Source organism: Blautia sp. MSK.20.85 (genome assembly GCF_013317245.1).
In the GTDB taxonomy this organism is placed as follows: Bacteria; Bacillota; Clostridia; order Lachnospirales; family Lachnospiraceae; genus Blautia_A.
Window position 1 is genome coordinate 71,546 of the sequence record NZ_JAAIUN010000005.1, and the last position, 22,884, is coordinate 94,429.

At 45.8% G+C, this 22,884-nt stretch carries 21 protein-coding genes; all 21 read right to left on the reverse strand.

The features are described 5' to 3' along the window. Positions 1-154: 154 nt before the first annotated feature. The 21 genes from G5B12_RS04275 to fliB all read right to left on the reverse strand — a co-directional run bounded on the left by G5B12_RS04275 (position 155) and on the right by fliB (position 22,808). The gene (locus G5B12_RS04275) at positions 155-1,003 is read right to left on the reverse strand and encodes an alpha/beta hydrolase (protein ID WP_174087798.1); all 849 of its coding nucleotides are present in this window, start codon (positions 1,001-1,003) and stop codon (positions 155-157) included. Positions 1,004-1,019: 16 nt separating this feature from the next. Beyond that, positions 1,020-1,622: a bifunctional phosphoserine phosphatase/homoserine phosphotransferase ThrH gene (gene thrH / locus G5B12_RS04280; protein ID WP_174087799.1), complete on the reverse strand. Its 603-nt coding sequence runs from the start codon at positions 1,620-1,622 to the stop codon at positions 1,020-1,022. Positions 1,623-1,848: 226 nt separating this feature from the next. After that, on the reverse strand, positions 1,849-3,240 hold the full coding sequence (locus G5B12_RS04285) for an alanine/glycine:cation symporter family protein (protein WP_119248185.1): 1,392 nt from the start codon (positions 3,238-3,240) through the stop codon (positions 1,849-1,851). 248 nt (positions 3,241-3,488) lie between these two features. Continuing rightward, positions 3,489-4,883 (reverse strand): magnesium transporter, encoded by a 1,395-nt coding sequence (gene mgtE, locus G5B12_RS04290; RefSeq protein ID WP_174087800.1) that lies wholly within the window; start codon positions 4,881-4,883, stop codon positions 3,489-3,491. Between the two features lie 616 nt (positions 4,884-5,499). Then, positions 5,500-6,063 (reverse strand): Fe-S-containing hydro-lyase, encoded by a 564-nt coding sequence (locus G5B12_RS04295; protein WP_174087801.1) that lies wholly within the window; start codon positions 6,061-6,063, stop codon positions 5,500-5,502. A 1-nt stretch (position 6,064) separates the two neighbouring features. After that, complete coding sequence (locus G5B12_RS04300; RefSeq protein WP_021652988.1) at positions 6,065-6,907, reverse strand: fumarate hydratase; 843 nt, start codon at positions 6,905-6,907, stop codon at positions 6,065-6,067. Between the two features lie 55 nt (positions 6,908-6,962). Beyond that, on the reverse strand, positions 6,963-8,573 hold the full coding sequence (locus G5B12_RS04305) for an FAD-dependent oxidoreductase (RefSeq protein ID WP_022426050.1): 1,611 nt from the start codon (positions 8,571-8,573) through the stop codon (positions 6,963-6,965). Between the two features lie 13 nt (positions 8,574-8,586). Beyond that, positions 8,587-9,264, reverse strand: a complete 678-nt coding sequence (locus G5B12_RS04310) for a 2Fe-2S iron-sulfur cluster-binding protein (protein WP_118071417.1) — start codon at positions 9,262-9,264, stop codon at positions 8,587-8,589. Between the two features lie 182 nt (positions 9,265-9,446). After that, positions 9,447-10,301, reverse strand: coding sequence for an FAD/NAD(P)-binding protein (locus G5B12_RS04315; RefSeq protein ID WP_114002622.1), 855 nt, complete (start codon positions 10,299-10,301; stop codon positions 9,447-9,449). After that, positions 10,294-11,331: a 4Fe-4S dicluster domain-containing protein gene (locus G5B12_RS04320; RefSeq protein ID WP_173771371.1), complete on the reverse strand. Its 1,038-nt coding sequence runs from the start codon at positions 11,329-11,331 to the stop codon at positions 10,294-10,296. Before G5B12_RS04320 ends, G5B12_RS04315 begins: the two co-directional genes overlap by 8 nt. 3 nt (positions 11,332-11,334) lie before the next feature. Then, complete coding sequence (locus G5B12_RS04325) at positions 11,335-12,309, reverse strand: 4Fe-4S dicluster domain-containing protein (RefSeq protein ID WP_015524687.1); 975 nt, start codon at positions 12,307-12,309, stop codon at positions 11,335-11,337. After that, the gene (locus G5B12_RS04330) at positions 12,297-12,740 is read right to left on the reverse strand and encodes a hydrogenase iron-sulfur subunit (protein WP_015524686.1); all 444 of its coding nucleotides are present in this window, start codon (positions 12,738-12,740) and stop codon (positions 12,297-12,299) included. Before G5B12_RS04330 ends, G5B12_RS04325 begins: the two co-directional genes overlap by 13 nt. Continuing rightward, complete coding sequence (locus G5B12_RS04335; RefSeq protein WP_059085575.1) at positions 12,731-14,719, reverse strand: CoB--CoM heterodisulfide reductase iron-sulfur subunit A family protein; 1,989 nt, start codon at positions 14,717-14,719, stop codon at positions 12,731-12,733. Before G5B12_RS04335 ends, G5B12_RS04330 begins: the two co-directional genes overlap by 10 nt. Before the next feature lie 4 nt (positions 14,720-14,723). Continuing rightward, entirely contained in the window at positions 14,724-15,113 is a 390-nt protein-coding gene (locus G5B12_RS04340; protein ID WP_015524685.1) for a 4Fe-4S dicluster domain-containing protein, read from the reverse strand. Continuing rightward, complete coding sequence (locus tag G5B12_RS04345; RefSeq protein WP_021978211.1) at positions 15,110-15,904, reverse strand: CoB--CoM heterodisulfide reductase iron-sulfur subunit B family protein; 795 nt, start codon at positions 15,902-15,904, stop codon at positions 15,110-15,112. Before G5B12_RS04345 ends, G5B12_RS04340 begins: the two co-directional genes overlap by 4 nt. A gap of 434 nt (positions 15,905-16,338) precedes the next feature. Then, the gene (locus tag G5B12_RS04350; RefSeq protein ID WP_174087802.1) at positions 16,339-17,778 is read right to left on the reverse strand and encodes a L,D-transpeptidase family protein; all 1,440 of its coding nucleotides are present in this window, start codon (positions 17,776-17,778) and stop codon (positions 16,339-16,341) included. Positions 17,779-17,995: 217 nt separating this feature from the next. Further along, positions 17,996-19,240, reverse strand: a complete 1,245-nt coding sequence (locus G5B12_RS04355) for a 3-isopropylmalate dehydratase large subunit (protein ID WP_021652999.1) — start codon at positions 19,238-19,240, stop codon at positions 17,996-17,998. Positions 19,241-19,259: 19 nt separating this feature from the next. Beyond that, positions 19,260-19,751 carry a LeuD/DmdB family oxidoreductase small subunit gene (locus tag G5B12_RS04360; protein WP_021653000.1) on the reverse strand — a complete coding sequence of 164 codons (492 nt, stop codon included), beginning with the start codon at positions 19,749-19,751 and terminating at the stop codon, positions 19,260-19,262. 44 nt (positions 19,752-19,795) lie between these two features. Further along, positions 19,796-21,046: a 3-isopropylmalate dehydratase large subunit gene (locus tag G5B12_RS04365; RefSeq protein ID WP_118071372.1), complete on the reverse strand. Its 1,251-nt coding sequence runs from the start codon at positions 21,044-21,046 to the stop codon at positions 19,796-19,798. Between the two features lie 3 nt (positions 21,047-21,049). Beyond that, the gene (locus G5B12_RS04370) at positions 21,050-21,532 is read right to left on the reverse strand and encodes a LeuD/DmdB family oxidoreductase small subunit (RefSeq protein ID WP_021978214.1); all 483 of its coding nucleotides are present in this window, start codon (positions 21,530-21,532) and stop codon (positions 21,050-21,052) included. A 139-nt stretch (positions 21,533-21,671) separates the two neighbouring features. After that, on the reverse strand, positions 21,672-22,808 hold the full coding sequence (fliB, locus tag G5B12_RS04375; protein ID WP_174087803.1) for a flagellin lysine-N-methylase: 1,137 nt from the start codon (positions 22,806-22,808) through the stop codon (positions 21,672-21,674). Positions 22,809-22,884: the final 76 nt, after the last annotated feature.

A 22,884-nucleotide genomic window follows, 5' to 3' on the forward strand; every position in this document is an offset into this window, starting at 1 on the left:
ATCCAGATCCACATCAAAGCCCTGCATAGCTTTTATCATCAGATAAGCCAGACAAAACAGCCGACAAATACAGCAGTCATCACAATCATAAAAAATACCCTCTCTACCGGTTTCCCGGTAAAAAGGATATTTTATCCGACACAGCAGTCTCGTATTATCTTTCGATCTTTGCCCCATTCCACCATGGGAATTCTCGGTTCAGCCATTTTCCTGCAAGCTCACTCCATGGTTCACAGGCTCTTGCGATCCCTCTGCCGTTTTCGTTGGCAGTCAGCTCATTTGCCAGGCCGATCCCATGGGGTCCCTGCGGAAAAACATGATACTCCACTGGAATGCCCTTTTTATAAAGTGCCTGAACAAAGAGAAGTGTATTATCCAGCAGCACCGTCTGATCCTCAAAGGTATGCCAGATAAAGGTTCTGGGTGTATCTTCCGTAACCTGAAATTCCAGAGACATCCGATCTTTCAGCTCCTCATAACGATCTCCCAGAAGATTTCGAAAGCTTTCTTCATGACCAACTTCCCCTGAAGTGATCACCGGATAATTCAGGATCATGCCATTGGGACGGATCCTCTCGTTTTCCATTCCCGTGATCCCTGCAAGCTCCTCCGTATTCCAGAATACTCCCAGAGAAGCTGCCAGATGGCCTCCTGCCGAAAAACCGGACACAATAATCTTATTCTTTTCAATATGCCACTTATCGCTGTTCTCTCTGAGAAGAGCTACTGTTTTTGCCAGCTGACGGAGGGCCACCGGATATCTGGCAGGTGCCACACTATAACGAAGTACCACTGCGTGATAGCCCATTCCCATAAACCGGACAGCAATGGCTTCTGCCTCTCTGTCAGAAGTCATGCAATAAGCTCCGCCCGGACAGATCACTATGACCGGACGCTTCTGTCCCGGATAGAGTTCTTCCGACTCCTGCCAGAAATAGGTCTCTATCCATGCCTCATTATAGTCCTTTGTTTTTTCTTCGATCACAATTCTTTCGTTGATCATTCCGACTTTCCCTTCTTCATTTCATTGCTTCTCTGATCGCGGCAAGCAGTTCATCATACTCCTCATAGGCCGGAATTTCCGGATGATCTGCACGAATCTGCTCTGTACTGCGGAAAAGAAATCCCGCTTTACTTGCCTGGATCATTCCAAGATCATTGTAGGAATCTCCGCTCGCAATGGTGTCAAATCCCATAGACTGCAGTGCTTTTACAGTCGTAAGCTTGGATTTCTCACAGCGCATCTTAAATCCTGTGATCTCTCCGTTCTCTGCCACTTCCAGAGTGTTACAGAAAAGTGTGGGCCGTCCAAGCTTCTCCATCAGCGGAGTTGCAAACTGTGTAAAGGTATCACTGATCAGTATCACCTGGGAAAAAGATCTCAGCTCATCCAGAAATTCCTTTGCTCCCGGAAGGGGATCGATCTTTGCAATAGTCTCCTGGATCTCTTTCAGTCCCAGACCATGTTCTTTCAGAATTCCAAGTCTCCAGTTCATCAGCTTATCATAATCCGGCTCATCACGGGTTGTTCTCTTAAGCTCCGGGATTCCGCTTGCCTCTGCAAATGCGATCCAGATCTCCGGTACCAGTACACCTTCTACGTCCAGACATGTAATATACATTTTCATATCCTCCTCTTCATCCAGCTGACCGCTGGTATTTCACAGAGCCTGATCTATGTCTTATCCACATTACATATACACAACGTATATATGCATAGCCATCAGAACTCTTTATTCTTTTATCGCTTTACTTTGATATATTACCATATAGTTTCCGGGTCTGTAAACAGTTTTCTGGCGGACCATGACATTTTTCTGTCACAGTCCGCCGGACTTTTTATCTGTTTTATTTTTTCTTTTTCTCTGCTTCGTAAATCTTCAGTTCTTTCAGTGCTTTTTCCCCAAGAGGATATAACATGAAAATATTAAAGATCGTCATCAGACCAATTCCCACATCTCCCAGATCCCACACAAATGTATAGGCTGCGATCCCGCCGATAAACAGCATCACAAGGGCCAGTACTTTATACCCTGTCTGGGATGCCCAGTTATCACCGAAAAGATAGGCCACATTGCCTCTTGCATAAAACAGGATTCCCAGGAATGTGGAAAAGCTGAACATAAACAGTGTTGCAGCAATAAAGATCACTCCAAACTGCCCCATATGATAATGCATGGCAGTCTGAAGAAGTCCCATTCCGGAAAGCCCCTGTACCAGATCTTCCGGGGCCAAAAGCATGATCATAGCTGTACAGCTGCAGATCACGATCGTATCCACAAATACACCCAGGGCCTGGACAAATCCGGCTTTTACCGGACTGTCACATTCTGCTGCCGCTGCTGCACAGGGAGCAGAGCCGCTTCCAGCCTCATTGGAAAAAAGGCCTCTTTTTACTCCGTTCATCAGCACGACGCCAAATCCGCCGGCAACAGCCTGACGAAATCCGAAAGCTTCTTCAAAAATCCGTTTAAATACTCCCGGCATACTTCCAAGATTTGTAAATATAATAAACAGCGTGATCACAAAATAAAGCACTGCCATCACCGGCACCAGAAGATCCAGAACTTTAACCGTTGCATTCTTCCGAAGCACGATCACAGCTGCGATCACTACCAGCACGATGGTAGTATACATCGGCGGAATATCAAAAGCATTTTTGAAAGACGCCGTGACGGAATTGCTGATAACCTGACTGATCCCACACCAGCAGATCAAGCCGGAAATAGCAAACAGAACGGAAAGCAGAACCTTTTTTCGTTTTCTGCCCTGTTTTTCTTCCCAGTAACGGTGGATATAGTAGGCAGGACCGCCCCTGTAGCCACCATAAAGAGGATCCTTTTCTTTATAGAGCTGTGCCAGGGTTGCTTCGATAAAAGCAGTAGAGGAACCGATCAGCGCCGTGATCCACATCCAGAATACCGCTCCTGCACCTCCTGCTGAGATCGCAGCTACCACACCGACCAGGTTTCCCATTCCCACACGGGTAGCTGTAGATACGATCAGCGTCTGAAATGCTGAAAGATTATTTTTGTCACTTTTCTTTTCTGACAGGGCTCGTACCATATCCGGAAAAAGACGGATCGGCAGAAGCTTTGTCCTAATGGTAAAATAGATACCGGTCGGAATCAGAAGCAGGATCAGAAGTGAGATTCCCAGCGTACTTCCTCCCGGAAGCGGGATCCTTATCAGATCTCCCCACAGAAATGTATAGACCTTTTCGATCATTGTTACTATCATGTTACTGTTTCCTTTCCCAAATCACCCCATGTGATCGTTTTGTTCTCTTTTTCTGCCCGTTGTTTGTATTTATTTCTGCAACGTTTTAAACGGGCAAAGCGTGTCTTTCATTATAATAGCTTTCTGTTTGTATGTAAAGAAAAATCCCGAATCTTTCGATCCGGAATTTTTTTGTATTGGTAACTTTTCTGTTATTCGACAGATTTCTGATATCTGTCTATTTTTATGAGCATAGCTGCATTTTACTCTCAGCCAGCCAGGTGGAACATCTCGATCAGGAATATCCAGCTCATTCCATAGTATGTTATCACGGCTACAAGGTCATTCATCGTAGTGATCAGAGGACCTGAGGCTACTGCCGGATCCACACCAACCTTTTTGAAAAACAGCGGTATGCAGGTTCCCACTGCACTGGATACCAGCATGGCCACCAGCAGGGATAATCCGATACAGCCGGATACCGCATAGGCAAATACGAGTGTTTTTCCTTTGAATAAGAAAATATACAATCCGATCAGTACAAAAGACAGAATGCCGAGCAAACCACCGTTGCAAAGACCAATCCGCATTTCCTTCAGCACAAGCTCTGCTTTCTGTCTGCCCGTCAGCGTTTCATCCATCAGTACACGGATGGTTACAGCCAGGGACTGGGTTCCAACATTTCCTGCCATATCCAGGATCAGAGACTGAAAGCACATGATGATCGGCAGACAGGTAACTACTTTTTCAAACATTCCCACAACAGAAGATACCACCATACCAAGGCCCAGAAGAACGATCAGCCAAGGCATTCTTTTTTTCATGCTTTCAAAAAGAGGTTCTTTCAGATCTTCCTCTGCAGTCAGACCAGCCAGCTTTGCATAATCCTCTCCCATCTCATCGTCTACCAGATCGATGATCCCTGCGGATGTGATCACTCCAAGGAAACGATTGTCATCGTCCAATACAGGAATAAAATCTTCAGAATAATCCTTCAGCCGTTCCATACAGTCGTCGATCTGCTCAGTACCATACACATATGGATAGGAAGTTACGATCAGCTCTTCCATAGGATGGTCCTGTCTTGCTGTGATCAGGTCCTTCAGATCTAGAGCTCCATAAAAATCCCCTCTGTCCGTCACTGCAAAGATCGTAGAAATATTATCATTATCTGCCGCCTGGGAAACCAGCTCACTCATGGCCTGCTTTACGGTCAGGTTTTCACGGATCACAATGCAATTCGTTGTCATTCTGCTTCCGATCTCATCCTCATCAAAGGAGCGGATCATTTCAATATCTTTCCGCACCTGTTCATCCAGAAGCTGGATCAGAAGCTTGCGTTTTTCTTTATCGATCTGCTTTAAAACATCTGCCAGGGCATCGGTTTCCATTTTGGAAAGAATGGCTGCCGCTTTTTTTACATCCATCTCTTCCAGATATTGTACAGTTTCTTCTTCCTCCAGATATTCAAAAACATCTGCCAGCATACTGCTTTCCAGGATACGGTATAGTCTGCTGCGCTCCGCAGTGCTTAATTCTCTTAATACTTCAGCCAGATCGTTTTCGTGGAAATCCTGCAGCCTTTCACTTAAAACTGCCGGAGAAACACTGCTTCGGATCAGACTCAGAATATCTTTTGAAAAATCCTGATTTCTTTTTGTCATTTTCTCATCCTCCTCACATAGTTTCGCACAAAACACGCACACCAAAAACAGACATGTTAAAGCATGTCTATGTGCTGTTTGATTTTCGATTGTGTTTCCTTGGGATTTGAATGTAAAACGGAAAGAAATAATATACGTCCGTTTTACTGTATGAATTCTCAGAATGAGAAGAATGAAAAAATGTATATTATGACACTATTAAAACAGAATGGAACAATCCCGTCCCTCTCTGCGCCTTCCATCTTCCATTCCGAGAGCTACAACTTCGCCCATGAGAATCACAACTGTCCATTCTGTTCACCTGCCTTTTTTCTTAAAATATTTTTTTCAACCCGGCCATTATAACGTCCCCGGCCGGGTATGTCAACCGTGTTTATGGTTAAATTTATCGTAAATCTGGGTAAAATTCCCCGCTCTGCAAAGTATCTCTTGTTTTTAGCTCAGCCATTTCCAATTTTGAAATCAAATTACACTTTTACATCCGAAGCAGTTTCGGTTAAATTAAAAAGTCCAACAATAAATGCTTCTGCACGGATCTTCAGCATTTACTGTCGGACTTTTATCCTTTTTATTCCTTTTTGAAATATATCACAATATCATATTGTAGAGCAAAAGATTATTCTGCGTGGTCTTTCAGGTACTCTGCACGCCCCTCTTCGTATAGATTATTTCCCTCGCTGTCAATGATAACTACAAGCGGCATGTCTTCCACATAAAGCTTGCGGAGTGCTTCTGCTCCAAGGTCTTCGTAAGCGATAAGCTCTGCTTTTTTGATGCATTTTGCAAGAAGTGCACCTGCACCGCCGATGGCTCCGAAATATACGCCGTCATATTTTTTCATTGCATCTACGACTTCCGGAAGGCGGGCACCTTTTCCGATCATTCCTCTGGCACCTACGGACATCATGGTCGGTGCATAAGCATCCATACGGCCGCTGGTTGTAGGGCCTGCGGAGCCGATGACTTCGCCTGGTTTTGCCGGAGTCGGACCTACATAGTAAATGGTAGCATCTGTAGGGTCAAAAGGAATTCTTTCTCCTTTTGCAAGGGCCTCACACATTCTCTTGTGACCTGCATCACGGGATGTATAGATGGTTCCTGTCAATAAAACCTGGTCGCCTGCATGGAGAGTTCTTGCCAGCTCTCTTGTCAGAGGCAGTGTGATCTTTCTTCTTTCCATATTAAAGCACCTCCGTTTTATGACGTGTTACATGGCAGTTGATGTTAACTGCACATGGCATACCAGCGATATGAGTAGGCATAGTCTCAATGTTCAGACCGATAGCTGTGGTCTTTCCGCCAAAGCCCTGAGGTCCGATACCAAGCTTGTTGATCTTCTCCAGCATCTCTTTCTCAAGATCTGCATAGTAAGGATCCGGGTTCTCTGTATTCAGAGGACGCATCAGCGCTTTCTTTGCAAGAAGTGCACATTTGTCAAAAGTTCCTCCGATACCAACACCAACTACCATAGGCGGACATGGGTTCGGACCTGCAGTTTCTACAGCCTCAAGAATGAAATCCTTGATTCCCTGAAGGCCTGCAGATGGCTTGAACATACGGATCTGGCTCATATTCTCGCTTCCGAAGCCTTTTGGTCCTACAGTTACTTTCACCTGATCTCCAGGAACGATCTCTGTATAGATCATAGCCGGTGTATTGTCACCTGTGTTTCCACGGCGTACCGGATCCTTGACAACGGATTTTCTCAGGTAACCTTTATCGTATCCGCGGCGTACACCTTCATTGATGGCATCATTTAAATCTCCGCCTGTAAAGTGGACATCCTGACCAATTTCAAGGAATACGCATGCCATTCCGGTATCCTGACAGATCGGAACATTCTCACTGTCCGCAATATCAAAATTCTCGATAATGTTATCAAGGACACCTTTTGCGATCTCGCCGTCCTCGCAGGCACGGCAGGTTTTGATAGCATCCTTCACATCTTCCGGGAGATGTTCATTGGCTTCGATACAGAGTTTTTCGATAACCTCTGTAAGTCTGCTTACTTCGATTTCTCTCATAATAGACTCCTTTCGCTTATCTCATATGTTTTTATTATCATAACATATTTTTAACTTAACGTTCGTGGCGGGCATATTTCGGCAGAAGCATAGGAGATACGTCTCCTGTATCAACTCCTGCATTTTTCAGTTCCTCTTCATATTTTCTGATATGATCCAGATTCATAGTTCCAAGCTCTACCTCTTTGCATTTGGCAGCTGCTTTTTTACCTGCATTTCGTCCGAATACAATTACATCAAGAAGAGAGTTGCCCATCAGTCGGTTTCTTCCGTGGATTCCGCCTGCTGCCTCTCCTGCAACCAGAAGGTTCGGGATTTCTTTTGTAAAGCCGTCTCCGTTGATCTCAAGTCCGCCGTTCTGATAATGAAGGGTCGGGTAAATCACGATCGGGACTTTTCTCATATCAATGCCGTAATTCATGTACATACGGAACATGGCAGGGATCCTCTTTTCGATAGTTCCCTCACCGCCCAGGATCTCGATCATCGGAGTATCCAGCCATACACCTTTTCGTCCACCTGGAACTTCAACGCCACGGCCTTCCTCACACTCGCGGATAACACCGGAAGCATTTACGTCACGGGTTTCCAGCGGATGGATATAAGCTTCTCCGTTTGCATTTACAAGCTGTGCACCAACGGAACGAACCTTCTCTGTTACCAGGGCACCAAGGATCTGTGACGGATAGATCGCACCTGTTGGATGATACTGGATAGAATCCTGGTAAAGAAGGGAAGCGCCCGCTCTGTATCCAAGTACGAGTCCGTCAGCAGTTGCTCCGTAGTGATTGGAGGTCGGGAATCCCTGATAATGCATTCTTCCTGCACCACCGGTTGCAATTACAACTGTTTTTGCTCTTGCAACGGAATAGTCTCCGGTTTCCATGTTGAGAAGGACTGCACCGGCAGTCTGACCTTTTTCATCCTTCAGAAGTTCTACAGCGGATGTAAATTCCACTACCGGGATCTTAAGATTTAAGACCTCATCACGGATAGTACGCATGATCTCTGATCCGGAATAATCCTTTGCAGCATGCATTCTCTTTCTGGAGGTACCGCCGCCATGTGTAGTGACCATGGTTCCGTCTTCTGCTTTATCAAACTCAACACCAAGGTCGTTGAGCCATTTGATCGCATCCGGCGCCTCCATTACCAGTCTTTTTACAAGCTCCGGTTTTGCGGCAAAATGTCCGCCTCCAAAGCAGTCCAGATAATGCTGTACCGGGGAATCATTTTCTTTATCTGCTGCCTGGATCCCGCCTTCTGCCATCATGGTGTTGGCATCACCGATACGGAGCTTTGTAACGATCATAACGTTGGCACCTGCGTTGTGGGCCTCTATGGCACAGGAAGATCCTGCTCCACCACCGCCGATGATCAGTACATCTACATCATAATCGATTTTTGTAAGATCGATTTTTTCGTTGAGCAGACGGCTTTCTGAATGGAGCATTTTTGTCAGTTCCAGTGGTGCTTTCTGTCCCTTGTTCGGTCCTACCTTGATCTCTGCAAATGCATCCGGGTTATAATCCGGATGGAATTTTTTGAGAAGAGCATCTTTCTCATCTGCACTCAGACGTCTTGGCTCTGTTGCCATACGCTCCGCTCTTGTAGCCTCTACCTTTTTGATGGATTCCATCATATTTTCTGGATATGGTGCATACATGTTTTACGCCCTCCTACTTCTCGATTTCTCTGCTGTTGTAAAGTTCCTGCATCTCTGTGATCGGCTTCTGCATGATCTGCTCAATCATGTCATCAAATTTACCTTCGTGGATCTCTTCCACACGTTTCTCCAGATGCTCGCTTTTCGGCGCAATATATTTTCCGGTGAGACGTCTTGCCAGAAGGCCTACCATCGGATGGGAAATTCCTGCCGGACATCTTACGGAACAGCAGCCGCAGCTTACGCAGTCAAAGGATTCCTCTGCACATTTTTCAAGCTCGCCTCTCTGAGCATATGCAATATACTGCATGACATTTAAGTCCTGTGTACAGGCCTTTGTGCAGGCATTGCATCCGATGCAGCTGTAGATCTCCGGATAAAGCTCCATCATTACCTGCTGGTTCGGCTTAAGATCTTCTATATTATAAAGTCTCTTGTCTGTAGGGAAGAACGGGATACTTGCCACATACATTCCCTCCTGCACCTGTGTCTGACAGGCGAGACAGGTTTTCAGCTCATTCTGTCCCTTGATCCTGTAGATGGTCGCGCAGGCACCGCAGAATCCGTGTCTGCAGCCGCATCCTCTTTTTAATGTATAACCGGCATATTCCATAGCTGTCATAATGGTCAGATCACCGGGAACGCTGTATTTTTTACCGAAAAAATATACGTTTACCATATTATTTTCCATTTGAGATTACCAGTCCTTTCTTTTACTTATTCAAACCGTACACCGCAGTGCCAGGCTCGATTCCGCTTCGCTTCATCTCGCTTGAGGGCGTTCGCCCTATACAGCCGCCGATAAAAACAGCTGCTTACATGCAAGCATGACGCATCTGTTTTTATCAACGTCTGTGCACTGCTCATTGCTTATCAATACTCATTAGGCAGTTCATCAACCTCATCACACCTAAATACCGGGCCGTCTTTGCAGACGTATTTGTCTCCGATGTTGCAGCGGCCGCATTTTCCGACACCGCATTTCATACGAAGCTCCAGTGTGGTATATACCTGATCTCTGGAGAAGCCCAGCTCTTCCAGTCCTGCCAGAACGAATTTGATCATGATCGGCGGGCCGCAGACCAGAGCGGTCTTATTGGTATCAAAACCAATCTCCTTCAGATAATTCGGAACAAATCCTACATGACCGTCCCAGCCTTCCTGCTCGCGGTCAATGGTAAGATATACATTTACACCTTCTGTTTTCATCCATACTTCCTGGATTTCCTTAAGCTGCACCAGATCATCTGCGGAACGGGAACCATAGAGAATATCTACTGTTCCGTAATCCTCACGGTTATCCAGCACATAATTGATCACGGAACGGAGAGGTGCCAGACCGATTCCACCTGCGATGAACAGGAGATTTTTTCCCTTTAACTTATCTTCCACCGGAAAATGATTTCCGTATGGTCCGCGGACTGCGATCTCATCTCCAACCTGAAGGCTGTGGAGATGATCGGTAAGGGATCCGCATTTTTTGATGCTGAATTCCTGATAATCCTTTACAGTCGGAGAAGAAGTAATGGAAAACATACCTTCACTGACTCCCGGTGCACAGACCATGGCACACTGTCCTGGCATATGCTCGAAAAGCTTTCCACCCTCCGGAGCTTCCACACGGAAGGTTTTTACATCCGGTGTCTCCTGACGGATATCTGTGATCACGCCAACCTTGGGGATCAGCGTATCCAGTGTATAATTTTTATGACAGGTACATTCACTCATTCTTTTCACCTCCCTGTTTTTCAAAGGCCTTGATAACTTTTACGATATTTAAAGATTCCGGACATTTCTCCACGCAGCGGCCGCAGCCAACACAGGAGAACATGCCGTCATTATTTAACGGATAATAAACAAGCTTATGCATAAATCTCTGACGGAATCTCTGCATCTGGCTGGTACGGTTGTTTCCGTGAGCCATCATGGTAAAATCAGAGTACATGCAGGAATCCCAGCAGCGGTAACGGTGAACACCGTGCCCTGTGTCGTAATCCTTAATGTCATAGCACTGACAGGTCGGACATACGAAGGTACAGGTTCCGCAGGCAAGACAAGGCTTGTACAGTTTCTCCCATACAGGAGAATTGAAACGGTCCATGTATTCTTCCTGCGCCCATCCTTCCAGTGAAAGATGTGTATATGGAAGAAGCTCGATAATATCACGGATCGCCTTCTTCTCCTCTTCTACCTTTGTCTCATCAGCATCTGCCAAAAGCTCCTTCACAGCTTCTGTCAGAGCATTTCCCTTTTCTGTGAGAGGCTTCCAGAAAAGCTCTCCCTCGATGATCCAGGCTGCAACATCTGCTTCCGGATCTGCGGCATCAATGCCAAATACTTTACAGAAACAGCTTTCCTCCGGTTCATGACAGGCAAGAGCTACGATAGTTCCATGTTCTCTTCTTGCCTGGTAAAAAGTATCCACCGGATCCCCAAGGAACACATTGTCGAGAACCTTCACACCCTGTACATCACAGGCTCTCATTCCGAATACGACAAAATTCTGGTCTTTCAGCGCCTGAGGTTCAATGCTGATATTTTTCCCATCTTTTTTACAGGTATAGAGATTTTCACTCTGTGGAAAAAAAGCATCCTTCGGTGATTTCACGGTTTTCAGTGTTTCAAGGGAAACTTCTGCATCCTCGCTCCATGCCTTGAAGTTCACCTGCTCACTTACCTTTACCGGTAAATATAATTCCTGGTCTGCGGCAATTTTCCGGAATAATGCCGGCAGATTTTCTACTGCGATCTTATACATACATTATCCCCTTTCTGCCACGATCCCTGGCTCTACATCCTCAAAGGTAAAGCTGGTAAGCGGACCCTTTGACTCCGCATCCTCGCCTGCCTGATACTCACCGTAAAACGCATCAATATCCTTGATAAACTTACGGTTAAACAGATGAAGGGGAATTCCCTGCGGGCAGACTCTGCTGCACTCACCACAGTCCGTACATCTTCCGGCTACATGGAAGGCACGGATCACATGGAACATTTTTTCCTCAAAGGAATCCACATTTGCCTTCTGGGCGCTGTCGAATTTGTTGCTGTCAAAAACGCATTTGCGGCAGCTGCAGGCCGGACATACATTACGACAGGCATTACAGCGGATACATTTACTCAGCTCGCTCTGCCAGAATGCAAATTTTTCTTCCGGACTCATCGCCTCGATCCGCTCAACTTCTGCGAAACGGTCAGCGTCCTTTGTCTCCTTTGACTCACCGATCAGTTCATCGTAAATTTTATGCTCTTTTCCTTTACATACATGGCAGCGTTCCAGCATGGCATCTTTGTATGCACAGGTTTTTTCTCCGTAAACAGTATCCACAGTCAATGTCTCTGCATCTCCGGTAATCTCTGCTCCGGAAATTCCCCGGATACCCTTGATCCCCATTTTGCGAATCTTTTCAATATCCAGCTTTCCTTTACAGCCAACACCTACGATATAGGCTTTTTCTCTGTCTACACGATGCTCTTTCAAAAGCTGGTTAAAGCTATATGTATCGCAGGGCTTCAGACAGACCATGGTTTTTCCTTCCAGCTTGGAAGCTTCGATCATATATTTGCTTAAATTGGCACCGCAGAATCCATCATAGACAAAATCCTCCAGAGATTCCGGTGTTTCAAAATAGGCTGGTTCCGGATTAAAGGCAAGATCTCCGGCTTTCCACCCAAGAACCCGGACTACCGTGCCATCTGCAAGCAGTTCTTTTGCACGTTTTATCAGCTCCTGCATCTTATATCCTCCAATCTCACGTTTTTACCAAGTGAATGGATCTTCTCAACAAACTCATTCATAGTCTGTGAAAATTTCACGCCCTCTGCGGCAGATACCCATTCCACACGTGTTCTTCCGTTTTCCACACCAATATAATCCAGCATTGAAAACAGAAGGGTCATACGTCTTCTTGCATAATAGTTTCCGGTACTGTAATGACAGTCTCCCGGATGGCATCCGCACATGATCACACCATCGGCTCCTTTTTCAAAGGCACGGAGGATGAACATGGGATTGACACGGCAGGAACATGGAACACGGATGATCTTTACATCCGCCGGATAGCTCAAACGGCTGCTTCCTGCAAGGTCTGCTCCGGCGTAACTACACCAGTTACAGCAGAATGCCACGATCTTTGGTCTGAATTCTTCCTTTGTTTCTATCGACATATTGCATCCACCTCCGCGATAATCTGTCTGTTGGAGAAGCCCTGAAGGTCCATGGCTCCTGACGGGCAGGCTACTGTGCAGGCACCGCAGCCCTGGCAAAGTGCTGTATTGACAACCGCAACTCTTCTTGTCTCACGGATACCGTGATCGTTGACCTGTTTCTCCTCATAGGAAATCGCTCCGTAAGGACATACATTTGCACAGGTAGAGCATCCGTTACAGAGAAGCTCGTCGGATTTTGCCGTACATGGATTGGTGGTCAGCTTATCCTTTGCAAGAAGCCCTATGGCCTTTACAGCCGCAGCTCCTGCCTGGGCAACTGTCTCCGGGATATCCTTTGGTCCCTGGCATACACCGGAAAGGAAAATTCCTGCTGTCGGTGATTCTACAGGACGAAGCTTTGCATGGGCTTCTGTAAGGAAATTGTTGGTGTCAATACTTGCAGTAAGCATGGTAGCGATCTTACGTACATCCGGATTCGGTTCAATGGCTGTTGCAAGAACTACCATATCTGCTTTCTTGAAGATCTGCTTATTATCAAGAAGATCCGAGCCCTGAACAAGAAGTGTTCCATCCGGCTGCGGAATTACTTTTCCTACCTGACCTTTGATGTAGTTTACGTTATACTGCTCAACTGCTCTTCTGTAAAACTCATCGAAGTTTTTACCAGGTGTACGGACATCAATATAAAATACCGTCACATTGGTATCCGGATATTTATCACGGATCAGCATGGCATGCTTAGCTGTGTACATACAGCAGATCTTGGAACAGTATGGCTTTCCACGGTCATCGGAGCAACGGCTTCCAACACACTGGATAAATACGATCTCCTTCGGTGCTTTTCCATCGGAAAGGCGCTCAAGATGTCCTTTTGTAGGTCCTGCAGCATTCATGATACGCTCCAGCTCCAGAGATGTGATCACATCCTTGCTCTGGCTGTATGCGTATTCATCATATTTGTCAAGCTTGATGGTATCAAATCCGGTTGCCACCACGATTGCTCCGTATTTCTGTGTTACGATCTCATCCTGCTGATCGTAATCAATGGCTCCTGCCTGACATACTTTGGAGCAGACACCACATTTGCCTGTCTTAAATTTCAGGCAATGCTCTCTGTCGATCACAGGAACATTTGGAATCGCCTGTGCAAACGGAGTATAAATAGCTGACCGGTTGTTCAACCCTCTGTTGAACTCATTTGGGATCTTTTTGGAAGGACATTTTTCCTGGCAGACTCCACAGCCTGTACATTTGTCCATGTTGACACTTCGCGCTTTTTTGCGGATATCAACAGTAAAATCTCCTACAAAACCTGCAACTTTTTCTACTTCACTGTATGTATAAATATTGATCTTTTCATGAGCTGCAGCCTCTACCATTTTCGGGGTAAGGATACATGCGGAACAGTCCAGAGTAGGGAAGGTTTTGTCAAGCTGTGACATTCTTCCGCCGATACTTGGCGTTTTTTCCACAATATCAACTTCATAGCCTGCATCGGCAATATCAAGAGCCGTCTGGATTCCGGCGATACCGCCTCCGATGATCAGGGCTCTCTTTGTAACCTGGCTTTCTCCCGGCTGAAGAGGAGCGTTTAAATTTACCTTTGCTACTGCTGCTCTTGCAAGGATCACTGCCTTCTCCGTAGCCTCCTGCATATCCTTGTGGATCCAGGAACAATGCTCACGAATGTTTGCGATCTCCACCATATATGGATTCAGGCCGGCCTTTTCCGCTGCTTTACGGAAAGTTGCCTCATGCATACGCGGAGAACAGGAACAGACAACCACTCCTGTGAGATTTTTTTCACGGATAGCTTCCTGGATCCTGGACTGTCCTGCTTCGGAACACATATACTGATAATCTTCTGCATGGACAACTCCTGGCTCTTTTGCAATGATCTCCACAACCTTTTTCACGTCTACCGTAGCGGCAATATTACTTCCGCAATGACAGACAAATACACCGATTCTCTGCACTTTCTCACCTCCTGTATCTTCTGAACGCACTTACAAGCAGCTGCTGAGGAAGCTCCGGATCAAGAAGCTCCGGAATTTCATTTGGTGAAAGATAGTCTCCGCCTTTTTCCCGAACAACCAGCTGTCTTGCCCCGTCAATGATCTTTCCGGGTTTTACGTCTCGCGGACAGCGCTCCACACAGGCAAAACAGGAAAGGCATTTCCAAAGGGATGCTGAATTTACAAGTGCTTCGATATTTTCATTGATCACGTAGGACACAAACTGATGAGGCTTGATATCCATCTCGTCAAAGGATGGGCAGGTAGCAGAGCATTTGCCACACTTCATACATTTCAGAGGATTGGTCCCGCTGATCTCCTTTATTTTTTCCGCAGCAGAATGGTTATCTCTCATTTTGCCACCTCCTCTTTGACGCCAAGGGCTTCTGCCAGAAGCTCTGTAAAATAGTAAACCGGCATTTTATTTCCGGAATTTTTATTCAGATTGTATTTGCAGAGCGGACAGGCAGTGATCAGCATATCTGCACCAAAGCCTGCTGCGCTTTCTTCAATCTTTTCACACATATTCTGTGACATTTCTTTTTCTTTCAGGGATATATATCCTCCACAGCATTCATTTCTGTAAGGATAGATCACAGGCTCAGCGCCAAGGGCACGGATAAAATCCTCCATGATCCTTGGATTTTCCGGATCATCAAATGCCATGATCTTTCCAGGTCTCAGAAGCAGACATCCGTAATAGGCTCCGATCTTCTTTCCGGTAAAAGGATTTACTACTTTTTCTTTCAGTTTATCAAAACCGACTCTGTCCCGGAGAACTTCCAGATAATGGAGAACGGTTGTCTCTCCTTCATAGGGAGCTTCCAGCTGCATATAATTGTTGGCTCTGGTCCGGATATCTTCCACATTTTTCATATCATCATTGACACGCTTGATCACATGATGACAGGCTGAACAGATCGTCACCAGATCCTGGCCTTTTTCTTTTGCCTGGTTTAACGCACGGACGGAAGAAAGCTTTGTGGCGATCTCGTCTGTGCCAAGCGGATAAACACCACCACAACACTGCCAGTCCTCGATCTCCTCAAGCTCAAACCCAAGGGCTGCGGCACTGGCTCTGGCATACTCATCCAGATCTTTGGCCTTTGTTCTCAGGGTGCAACCCGGATAATAACTGTACTTCATACTTTTCATTATCCTTTCTTAGTCTAAAATCTGACGGTTTAAATGCATCTTTTTTATCTAAATATTGTTTATTTTTTAACAATATATACATAAAAAAAGGAAACCTGACTAACACTTACTTGAGAATTTTTCTTAAAAGTGCTCAAATAAAAGAGGTAAAACACTCTTCCTCCGCAATTAAGAAGTGTATTAGCTCGATTTCTTGAACCATCATAACACGATATTCTTATTTCTACAAGTCATTTCCGGTAATTTCTTGTGTTTTTTTTAACACACTTTTGAAAATTCTTCTCATTACTGACACGGTGTTGTAATTTCCTGTGGCATAAAAAAGCTCCGGATTTCTCCGAAGCTTTTTTAATATAATCTCAGTCTATCTGACTCATCCGGCCAGATTACCCGGCTTTAGACCAGGTGACTGTTTTCTTTTTCAATCAGTAAATAATGATCGGGTATCCCGCATCAATCGTCTCATAGATCAGTGCCGCCTGATCCTTTGGCAGGTTGATACATCCGTGGCTTCCGTTGGTCTTATACCGGTTTCCCCCAAAAGAAGACTGCCAGGAAGCATCATGAAGGCCCTGTCCGTAGACAAAAGGCATCCAGTAATTGACCTTTACATCATATCCATATTCCGCGCTGGTCAGATTAAAAGGACTTGCCTTATAGGCAATGGGCCATGCACCACGGTATGTTTCCCGGCCCTTCACCGGTTTTCCGCTGACAATATCCGTTTCTGTCACAAGCTTTCCATCTTTATAAAGCCACAGATGCTGGGCATCCAGGCTGACTTCTATGTAGCTGCCTGCAAGATCGTCAGTTCCGTTTCTCTGATAACCGGTTTTGCTGTAAACGGGATCACGGGTAACTGCAGTACCACTTTTCAGATCTTCCACAAGCTGTGCGTACTCTCCGTCCTGGTCGATCCGGTATCCATACTCATTCCCCTCAATGGTCACGTCCGTTCCCGTTGAGGTATGGAAAGTACGGGGAACATAAATGGTATTGTATTTGTTGGCAAGATCGCTGATATAGGTTTTGATGGCATCTTCATCCAGAGTCAAGGTCTCACCTTCCGCTTTCAGCCAGGAACTGATGGTGTCTGCATCCAGCACAACCGTTTCACTTCCAAATGTGTATGTAACTGTAGTACTCCGGTATTTTTTCAGCTGACTGTTCAGACTTGTAACTTTATTTTCCATATCTTCTGTTGCTGTCACTGCCGGGCTGATATATACATGTTTGTTCAACGGGATTGTGATTGTATCTCCAAGAAGAGCTGTATCAAATGCCGCATTCAGATTTGTGTCCACGGTGGTCTCCAGTTTATCCGGATCAATCTCCGTGCCCTGTACCTGTTTCACAAGGATGAATTCTTTTTTCTCCTCATTGTACTGAATGGATGCATCGGTGGAAGATTTTCTTTCTTCCGTTCCGAAATTGGAAAGATCCAGAGCCTGTTTTTCCTGCTCCTCATCTTCCTCCATCTGGCATTCCAGATTTACGTTTTCTTCCTTTGGAAAAATCTTCCGGTTCTCTTCTCTCTGTTTCTGAAGGTCTGTAAGCTTATTCAGAAGATCTTCCTCATTGAGGCTGTACCCCAGATCTTTGAGCGTCATGCTGTAAACCTCCTTGTCATTTTCCTGAAAAGATACCGGCCGGTTTTCAAATTCCGCAGCAATTTTTTCTTCTGCCTGCTTTGCGTCCAGCCTGGAAACCTCCACTCCCCACACGGAAATTTTCCGGCCCAGTGTGTTGTGATCTGCCATGTATGTGTAGCCAAATAACCCGGCCACAGCCAGGATTGCTGCGGCAATACAGATCCCAAGTATGATCTTCAGTGTCTTTTTACTGATGGTTGATTTTTTCTCCATACCCTTATCCCTCGAGTCTTATGTATTATATGTTATGTTGTCACATTGGCTGTTATTATAATACAACGAATCCCCCTCTTCTGTAAAAATAATTTATCCAGGATCCGCCTGAACCGGTAAAAAAAGACAGACTGCCACTCCTCGCGAAAATCTGTCCTTTCATACGTTTCTTTTTTATGTTTCTGTCAGCAGTATTTCCGAACGGATCTTCTGCTGCTTATTCCGGCATTACGATCTTACCTGCGATCGCACAGGCTGCTGCAGTTTTCGGAGATGCCAGATAGATCTGAACCTTGGAAGTTCCCATACGTCCCAGGAAATTACGGTTGTTGGTTGCCACAACCTTCTCCCCGTCTGTCAGGATTCCGCCGGTTCTTCCACAGCAAAGTCCGCATCCCGGATGTGTGATGATGGCACCTGCCTCAGCAAGCGTATCCAGAATACCAAGTTCAATGGCCTGACGGTAGATCTTGCGGCTTGCAGGAGTTACGATCAGTTTTACAAAGTCTGCAACTTTTTTGCCCTTCAGGACTTCTGCTGCTGCCATCAGATCTTCCAGACGTCCGTTTGTACAGGAACCGATAAATACCTGATCGATGGTCTCACCCTGAAGCTCGCTGACATCACGGATCTTGTCCACCTGTGACGGACAAGCCATAACCGGTACAAAATCCTCTGCCTTATAAGTCATGGTCTTCATATAAACGGCATCCTCATCGCCTACAAGACTCTTCTGGAACTCATCAAGCTCTGTCTCACAGTAAGCGGCAGTCTTCTCATCCGGTGTGAAAAGTGCACATTTTGCACCTGCCTCGATCGCCATGTTTGCCATGGTCATACGACTTGCCACAGACATGTTCTCAATGGTGCTTCCGGAAAATTCCAGTGCACGATAAGTTGCACCATCTGCACGAAGGTCGCCAATCAGGCGGAGGATGATATCCTTGGACATCACATTCTCCGGAAGTTCTCCGTCGATCACAACTTTAATGGTTTCCGGAACTTTGATCCACATGGTTCCTGTTCCCAGGATGCTGGCCATCTCTGTATATCCGATACCGGAAGAAAATGCACCGACACATCCGTAAGTGGTAGTGTGGCTATCTGTACCAAATACGATATTGCCAGGTTTTACGTAACCGGCCTCTGTCATCAACTGGTGGCAGATACCGTCACTTCTGTGCACGTTTTTCATACCATATTTGGCTGCAAAAGCATCTCCCACATGGAAATGTCTGGTGTCGTCCTGCTGGCTTGCAGGTACAAGATGGTCATAGATCAGAACAACTTTGTCCGGATCCCATAGTTTCTGAAAGCCCATCTCCTCGAATTTGTCCGCTACAAACGGAATAAAGATATCATGGATCATCACTCTGTCAACATTGACCGTCACGATATCGCCAGGCTTTACTGCTTTGCCTGTGTTATGTCTGATAATTTTCTCAATGATCGTCTCACCCATTATTTCTCTCCTTTCCGTCTTAGTCCAGACCGTTCAGTTTACGCATGGCTTTTACAAGTCCGCCAGCCTGAATAATATCCATCAGATTCTCCGGAAGAGAAGCAATCGGGTACTGTTTTCCGTTATGGTCTACATGCTCGTTCATCACAACTGTAACTTCATCTCCCTCTTTCACATTGTCGTGAAGATCCGGCTGTTCGATAAGAAGAAGGCCGTTGTTGATGGAGTTGCGGAAAAAGATCCGGGCAAAAGATTTCGCAATAACACACTGTACGCCCAGTGCTTTAATGATCTCCGGTGCCTGCTCTCTGGAGGAACCGCAGCCGAAGTTCTTTCCTGCTACAATAATGTCACCTTTCTGGATCTGTCCTGCCAGCTCCGGGCGAAGGGGACTGAATCCGTACTGTTTCATATCGTCAATGGTTTTCAGCGCCAGATACTCGGTCGGAATGATGATATCGGTGTCAATATCATCGCCCAGTACCCACACTTTTCCTGTAAATGCTTCCATATGTATATTCTCCTGTTTATTCCTGAATATCTTTTCTGAGGTTTTTATACTCTGTCTGCAGTTGCGATCTCACCTGCAATGGCAGATGCGGTAACCGTTGCCGCAGATCCCAGATAAACCTTGGAGCTCGGATGTCCGGCACGTCCCTTGAAGTTACGTGTTCCGGTGCTGATAAGAACCTCGTTCTCACCGATCACACCCTGGCAGCTTCCCCAGCATACACTGCAGTTCGGGTTCATCACAATAGCGCCTGCTTCCATGAAGATATCAATCAGGCCTTCTTTTAATGCCTGGCGGTAGATGGTCTGGCTTGCAGGAACGACCAGGAAACGAACGCCTTCTGCAACTTTTTTACCCTTGATCACCTCTGCGCCTACACGGAGGTCTTCAATACGGCCGTTGTTACAGGAGCCAAGAAATGCCTCGTTGATCTTGATACCGCAGGTTTCCTCAGCCGGAACTACATTGTCAACGAAGTCCGGTTTCGCTACAACCGGGCGTACTTTGGAAAGATCGAAGGTGTACTCTCTTGCGTAAACAGCATCCGGATCGCTGTGATATACAGCTTTTGGTTCACGGCCATGCTCTTTCAGATATTCCAGAGCCTTGTCATCTGCCTCAAAGATTCCGGTCTTCGCACCGGCCTCAACAGCCATGTTGCAGAGAGCCATACGGTCGCTGATGCTTAATGTTTTGGCGCCTTCGCCGGTAAACTCCATTGCCTGATAATTACATCCGTTTGCTCCGATCTCTCCGATAATGGTAAGGATCAGATCTCTTGCATAAACACCCTCAGGAAGTTTCCCTGTCAGGTTGAATTTCACAGTTTCCGGTACCATAACCCAGGAAGTTCCGGTTACCATTCCATAAAGAAAGTCTGTACATCCTACACCGGTACCGAAAGCGCCAAGTGCTCCATAAGAACAGGTATGGCTGTCTGCACCAAAGATCAGCTGTCCCGGACGGACATAATTCTCGATCATGATCTGATGACACACGCCTTTTCCTTCCCAGAAATCAATGTTGTTCTCTCTTGCAAAATCTCTCATTTTTTTCTGGGACGCTGCTGTTTTCGGGCTGTCAGACGGTACGTTGTGGTCTACGATAAATACCAGTTTCTTTGTGTCTGCGATATGTGGATTTTTTAATTTGTTGTTGTACATGTCAACAGTCAGATGTGTGGTTCCGTCATTGCTCATCAGATGATCCAGCTGAACTGTATAGATATCTCCAGGTTTTACGCTGTCCACACCGGCTGCTGCCGCGATGATTTTTTCTGCGATCGTCATTCCCATCTCTTATTCCTCCTCACGGTTCAGAGAAGCGATAAGTCCTCCCTGATTCAGTATATTCTGCATGTATTCCGGCAGTTTTGTGCAGGAATAAGTCTTTCCGTTGGCAACCGCTGTTCCCTCGGACATATGAAGCTCCATGGTATCTCCGGTCTTCACATCATCCGGGAGGTCCTTACAGACAATTGCCGGAAGTCCGATATTGATGGCATTACGGAAGAAAATACGGGCAAAAGATTTCGCAATGACTGCCTTTACTCCAAGTGCCTTAAGAACGCCCGGTGCCTGTTCTCTGGAAGATCCGCATCCGAAGTTCTCTCCTCCCACTACAAAATCTCCCGGTTTCACCTTCTTGGAAAAATCCGGATCCAGTGACTCAAATGTGTGACTCTTCATCTCATCCAGATTCGGCAGAAGCAGGTACTGGGATGCAATGATCTGATCGGTATCGAGGTCATTATGAAATTTAAAAATTGTTCCCTTATCCATAAAACAAGTTCCTTTCTGATTGTTATCCATTTCCGGGTTAACATTCCTCTGTTACCCTTTTCGTCCTATATTCTAACACAAAACGTCATATAATTAAAATGTATATTTTTAATACTTAATATAACTTCAAGTTATAAAGTCATTTTCCTGTGATCAGCGCAAAATATCCCCACTCCCACAGAAGTTCTTCAAAACTGTTCTCAAGATATTCCCGGATATCTTCTTCCTCATATCCGGTCATTCTGGAGATCACCACCATATAATCCCGGAGTGTTTCGTAGGGAAGTGCTCCCCGTCCCTCTTTCTGCCACCGGAGAAAAACAGCCTGGCGAATGGTGGCATATTCCATACCGATCCACTGCATATGAACCAGGGCATCTTCCAGATCTCCTTCTGATGTCAGAAGATCCGAATATACTTCGTTGGTAAGAAAGCTTCGGAGAAGATTTTCATATGCACGAAGTTCCCGGTAAAAATCCTCCCAGGCTTCCGTCATTTCCTCTTCCTCATACTCTTCCGATAATTCCTCCGCCAACTCCGTCACCGGCTCCAGATACTTCCGGTAAAGTCCCTCTTTCCGGTAATTTACAGCCAGGTCCTGCAAAAGTTCATTGCATTCGTCCATGGTATCCAGAACAGGCAGCTCTATCTCATTAATAGCATGTTCCAGTTGGCGAATCGTTTTCTCTGAAAAATAATCTTCCACAAGCTCTGTGGTAAGCGGCATGTTCCGGTGAAGTTCCTTCAGAACATAAAAACTTTCAAGAAGGATTTCCTCCGGTGTTTTTTCAGGATCCATTATAAGATCCATAACCTTCCGGCGCACAAGAAAAAGCGGCTGTTCCTTTTCTTTTGGAGTTTCCGGAAAAGCGATTCTTTTCTTCTCCTTCCAGATGTCCAGGACAGCCGGGCAACAGGGCATCATGGTCGCTTCCTTATGATCCTGAAATTCATGGATCTCCCTTGGAAAAATCTGGCAGGTCTCTGAAAGCATCGAATCCCCATAAGCACTTACCAGATAGCACAGTCTGTTCTTTGCCAGGAAAGGACAGTCGTGCTCTTCCGTCATCTTCATGATCCGGCTGCCGTCCTTTTTCATGGTATAGGCCTGCAGGCAGCTTCTGTGTCCAGGCACCTCTGACGGCGGCTGGATGGTTTTCCAGTTTCTGTAGGTTTCATCATCTATGTTGATCTTCCATTCCCTGCAGCAGCTGATGGTGCATTTGTCTGCAATACAGGTAAATTCGTCGTAATAATCAGGTTTTAATAATTCCATGTTTCCTCCATATTCTTTATTTTTCAGCTCCAATGTCTCCTGTTTGCAAAATGGACATGAGCTGACATGTTTTATT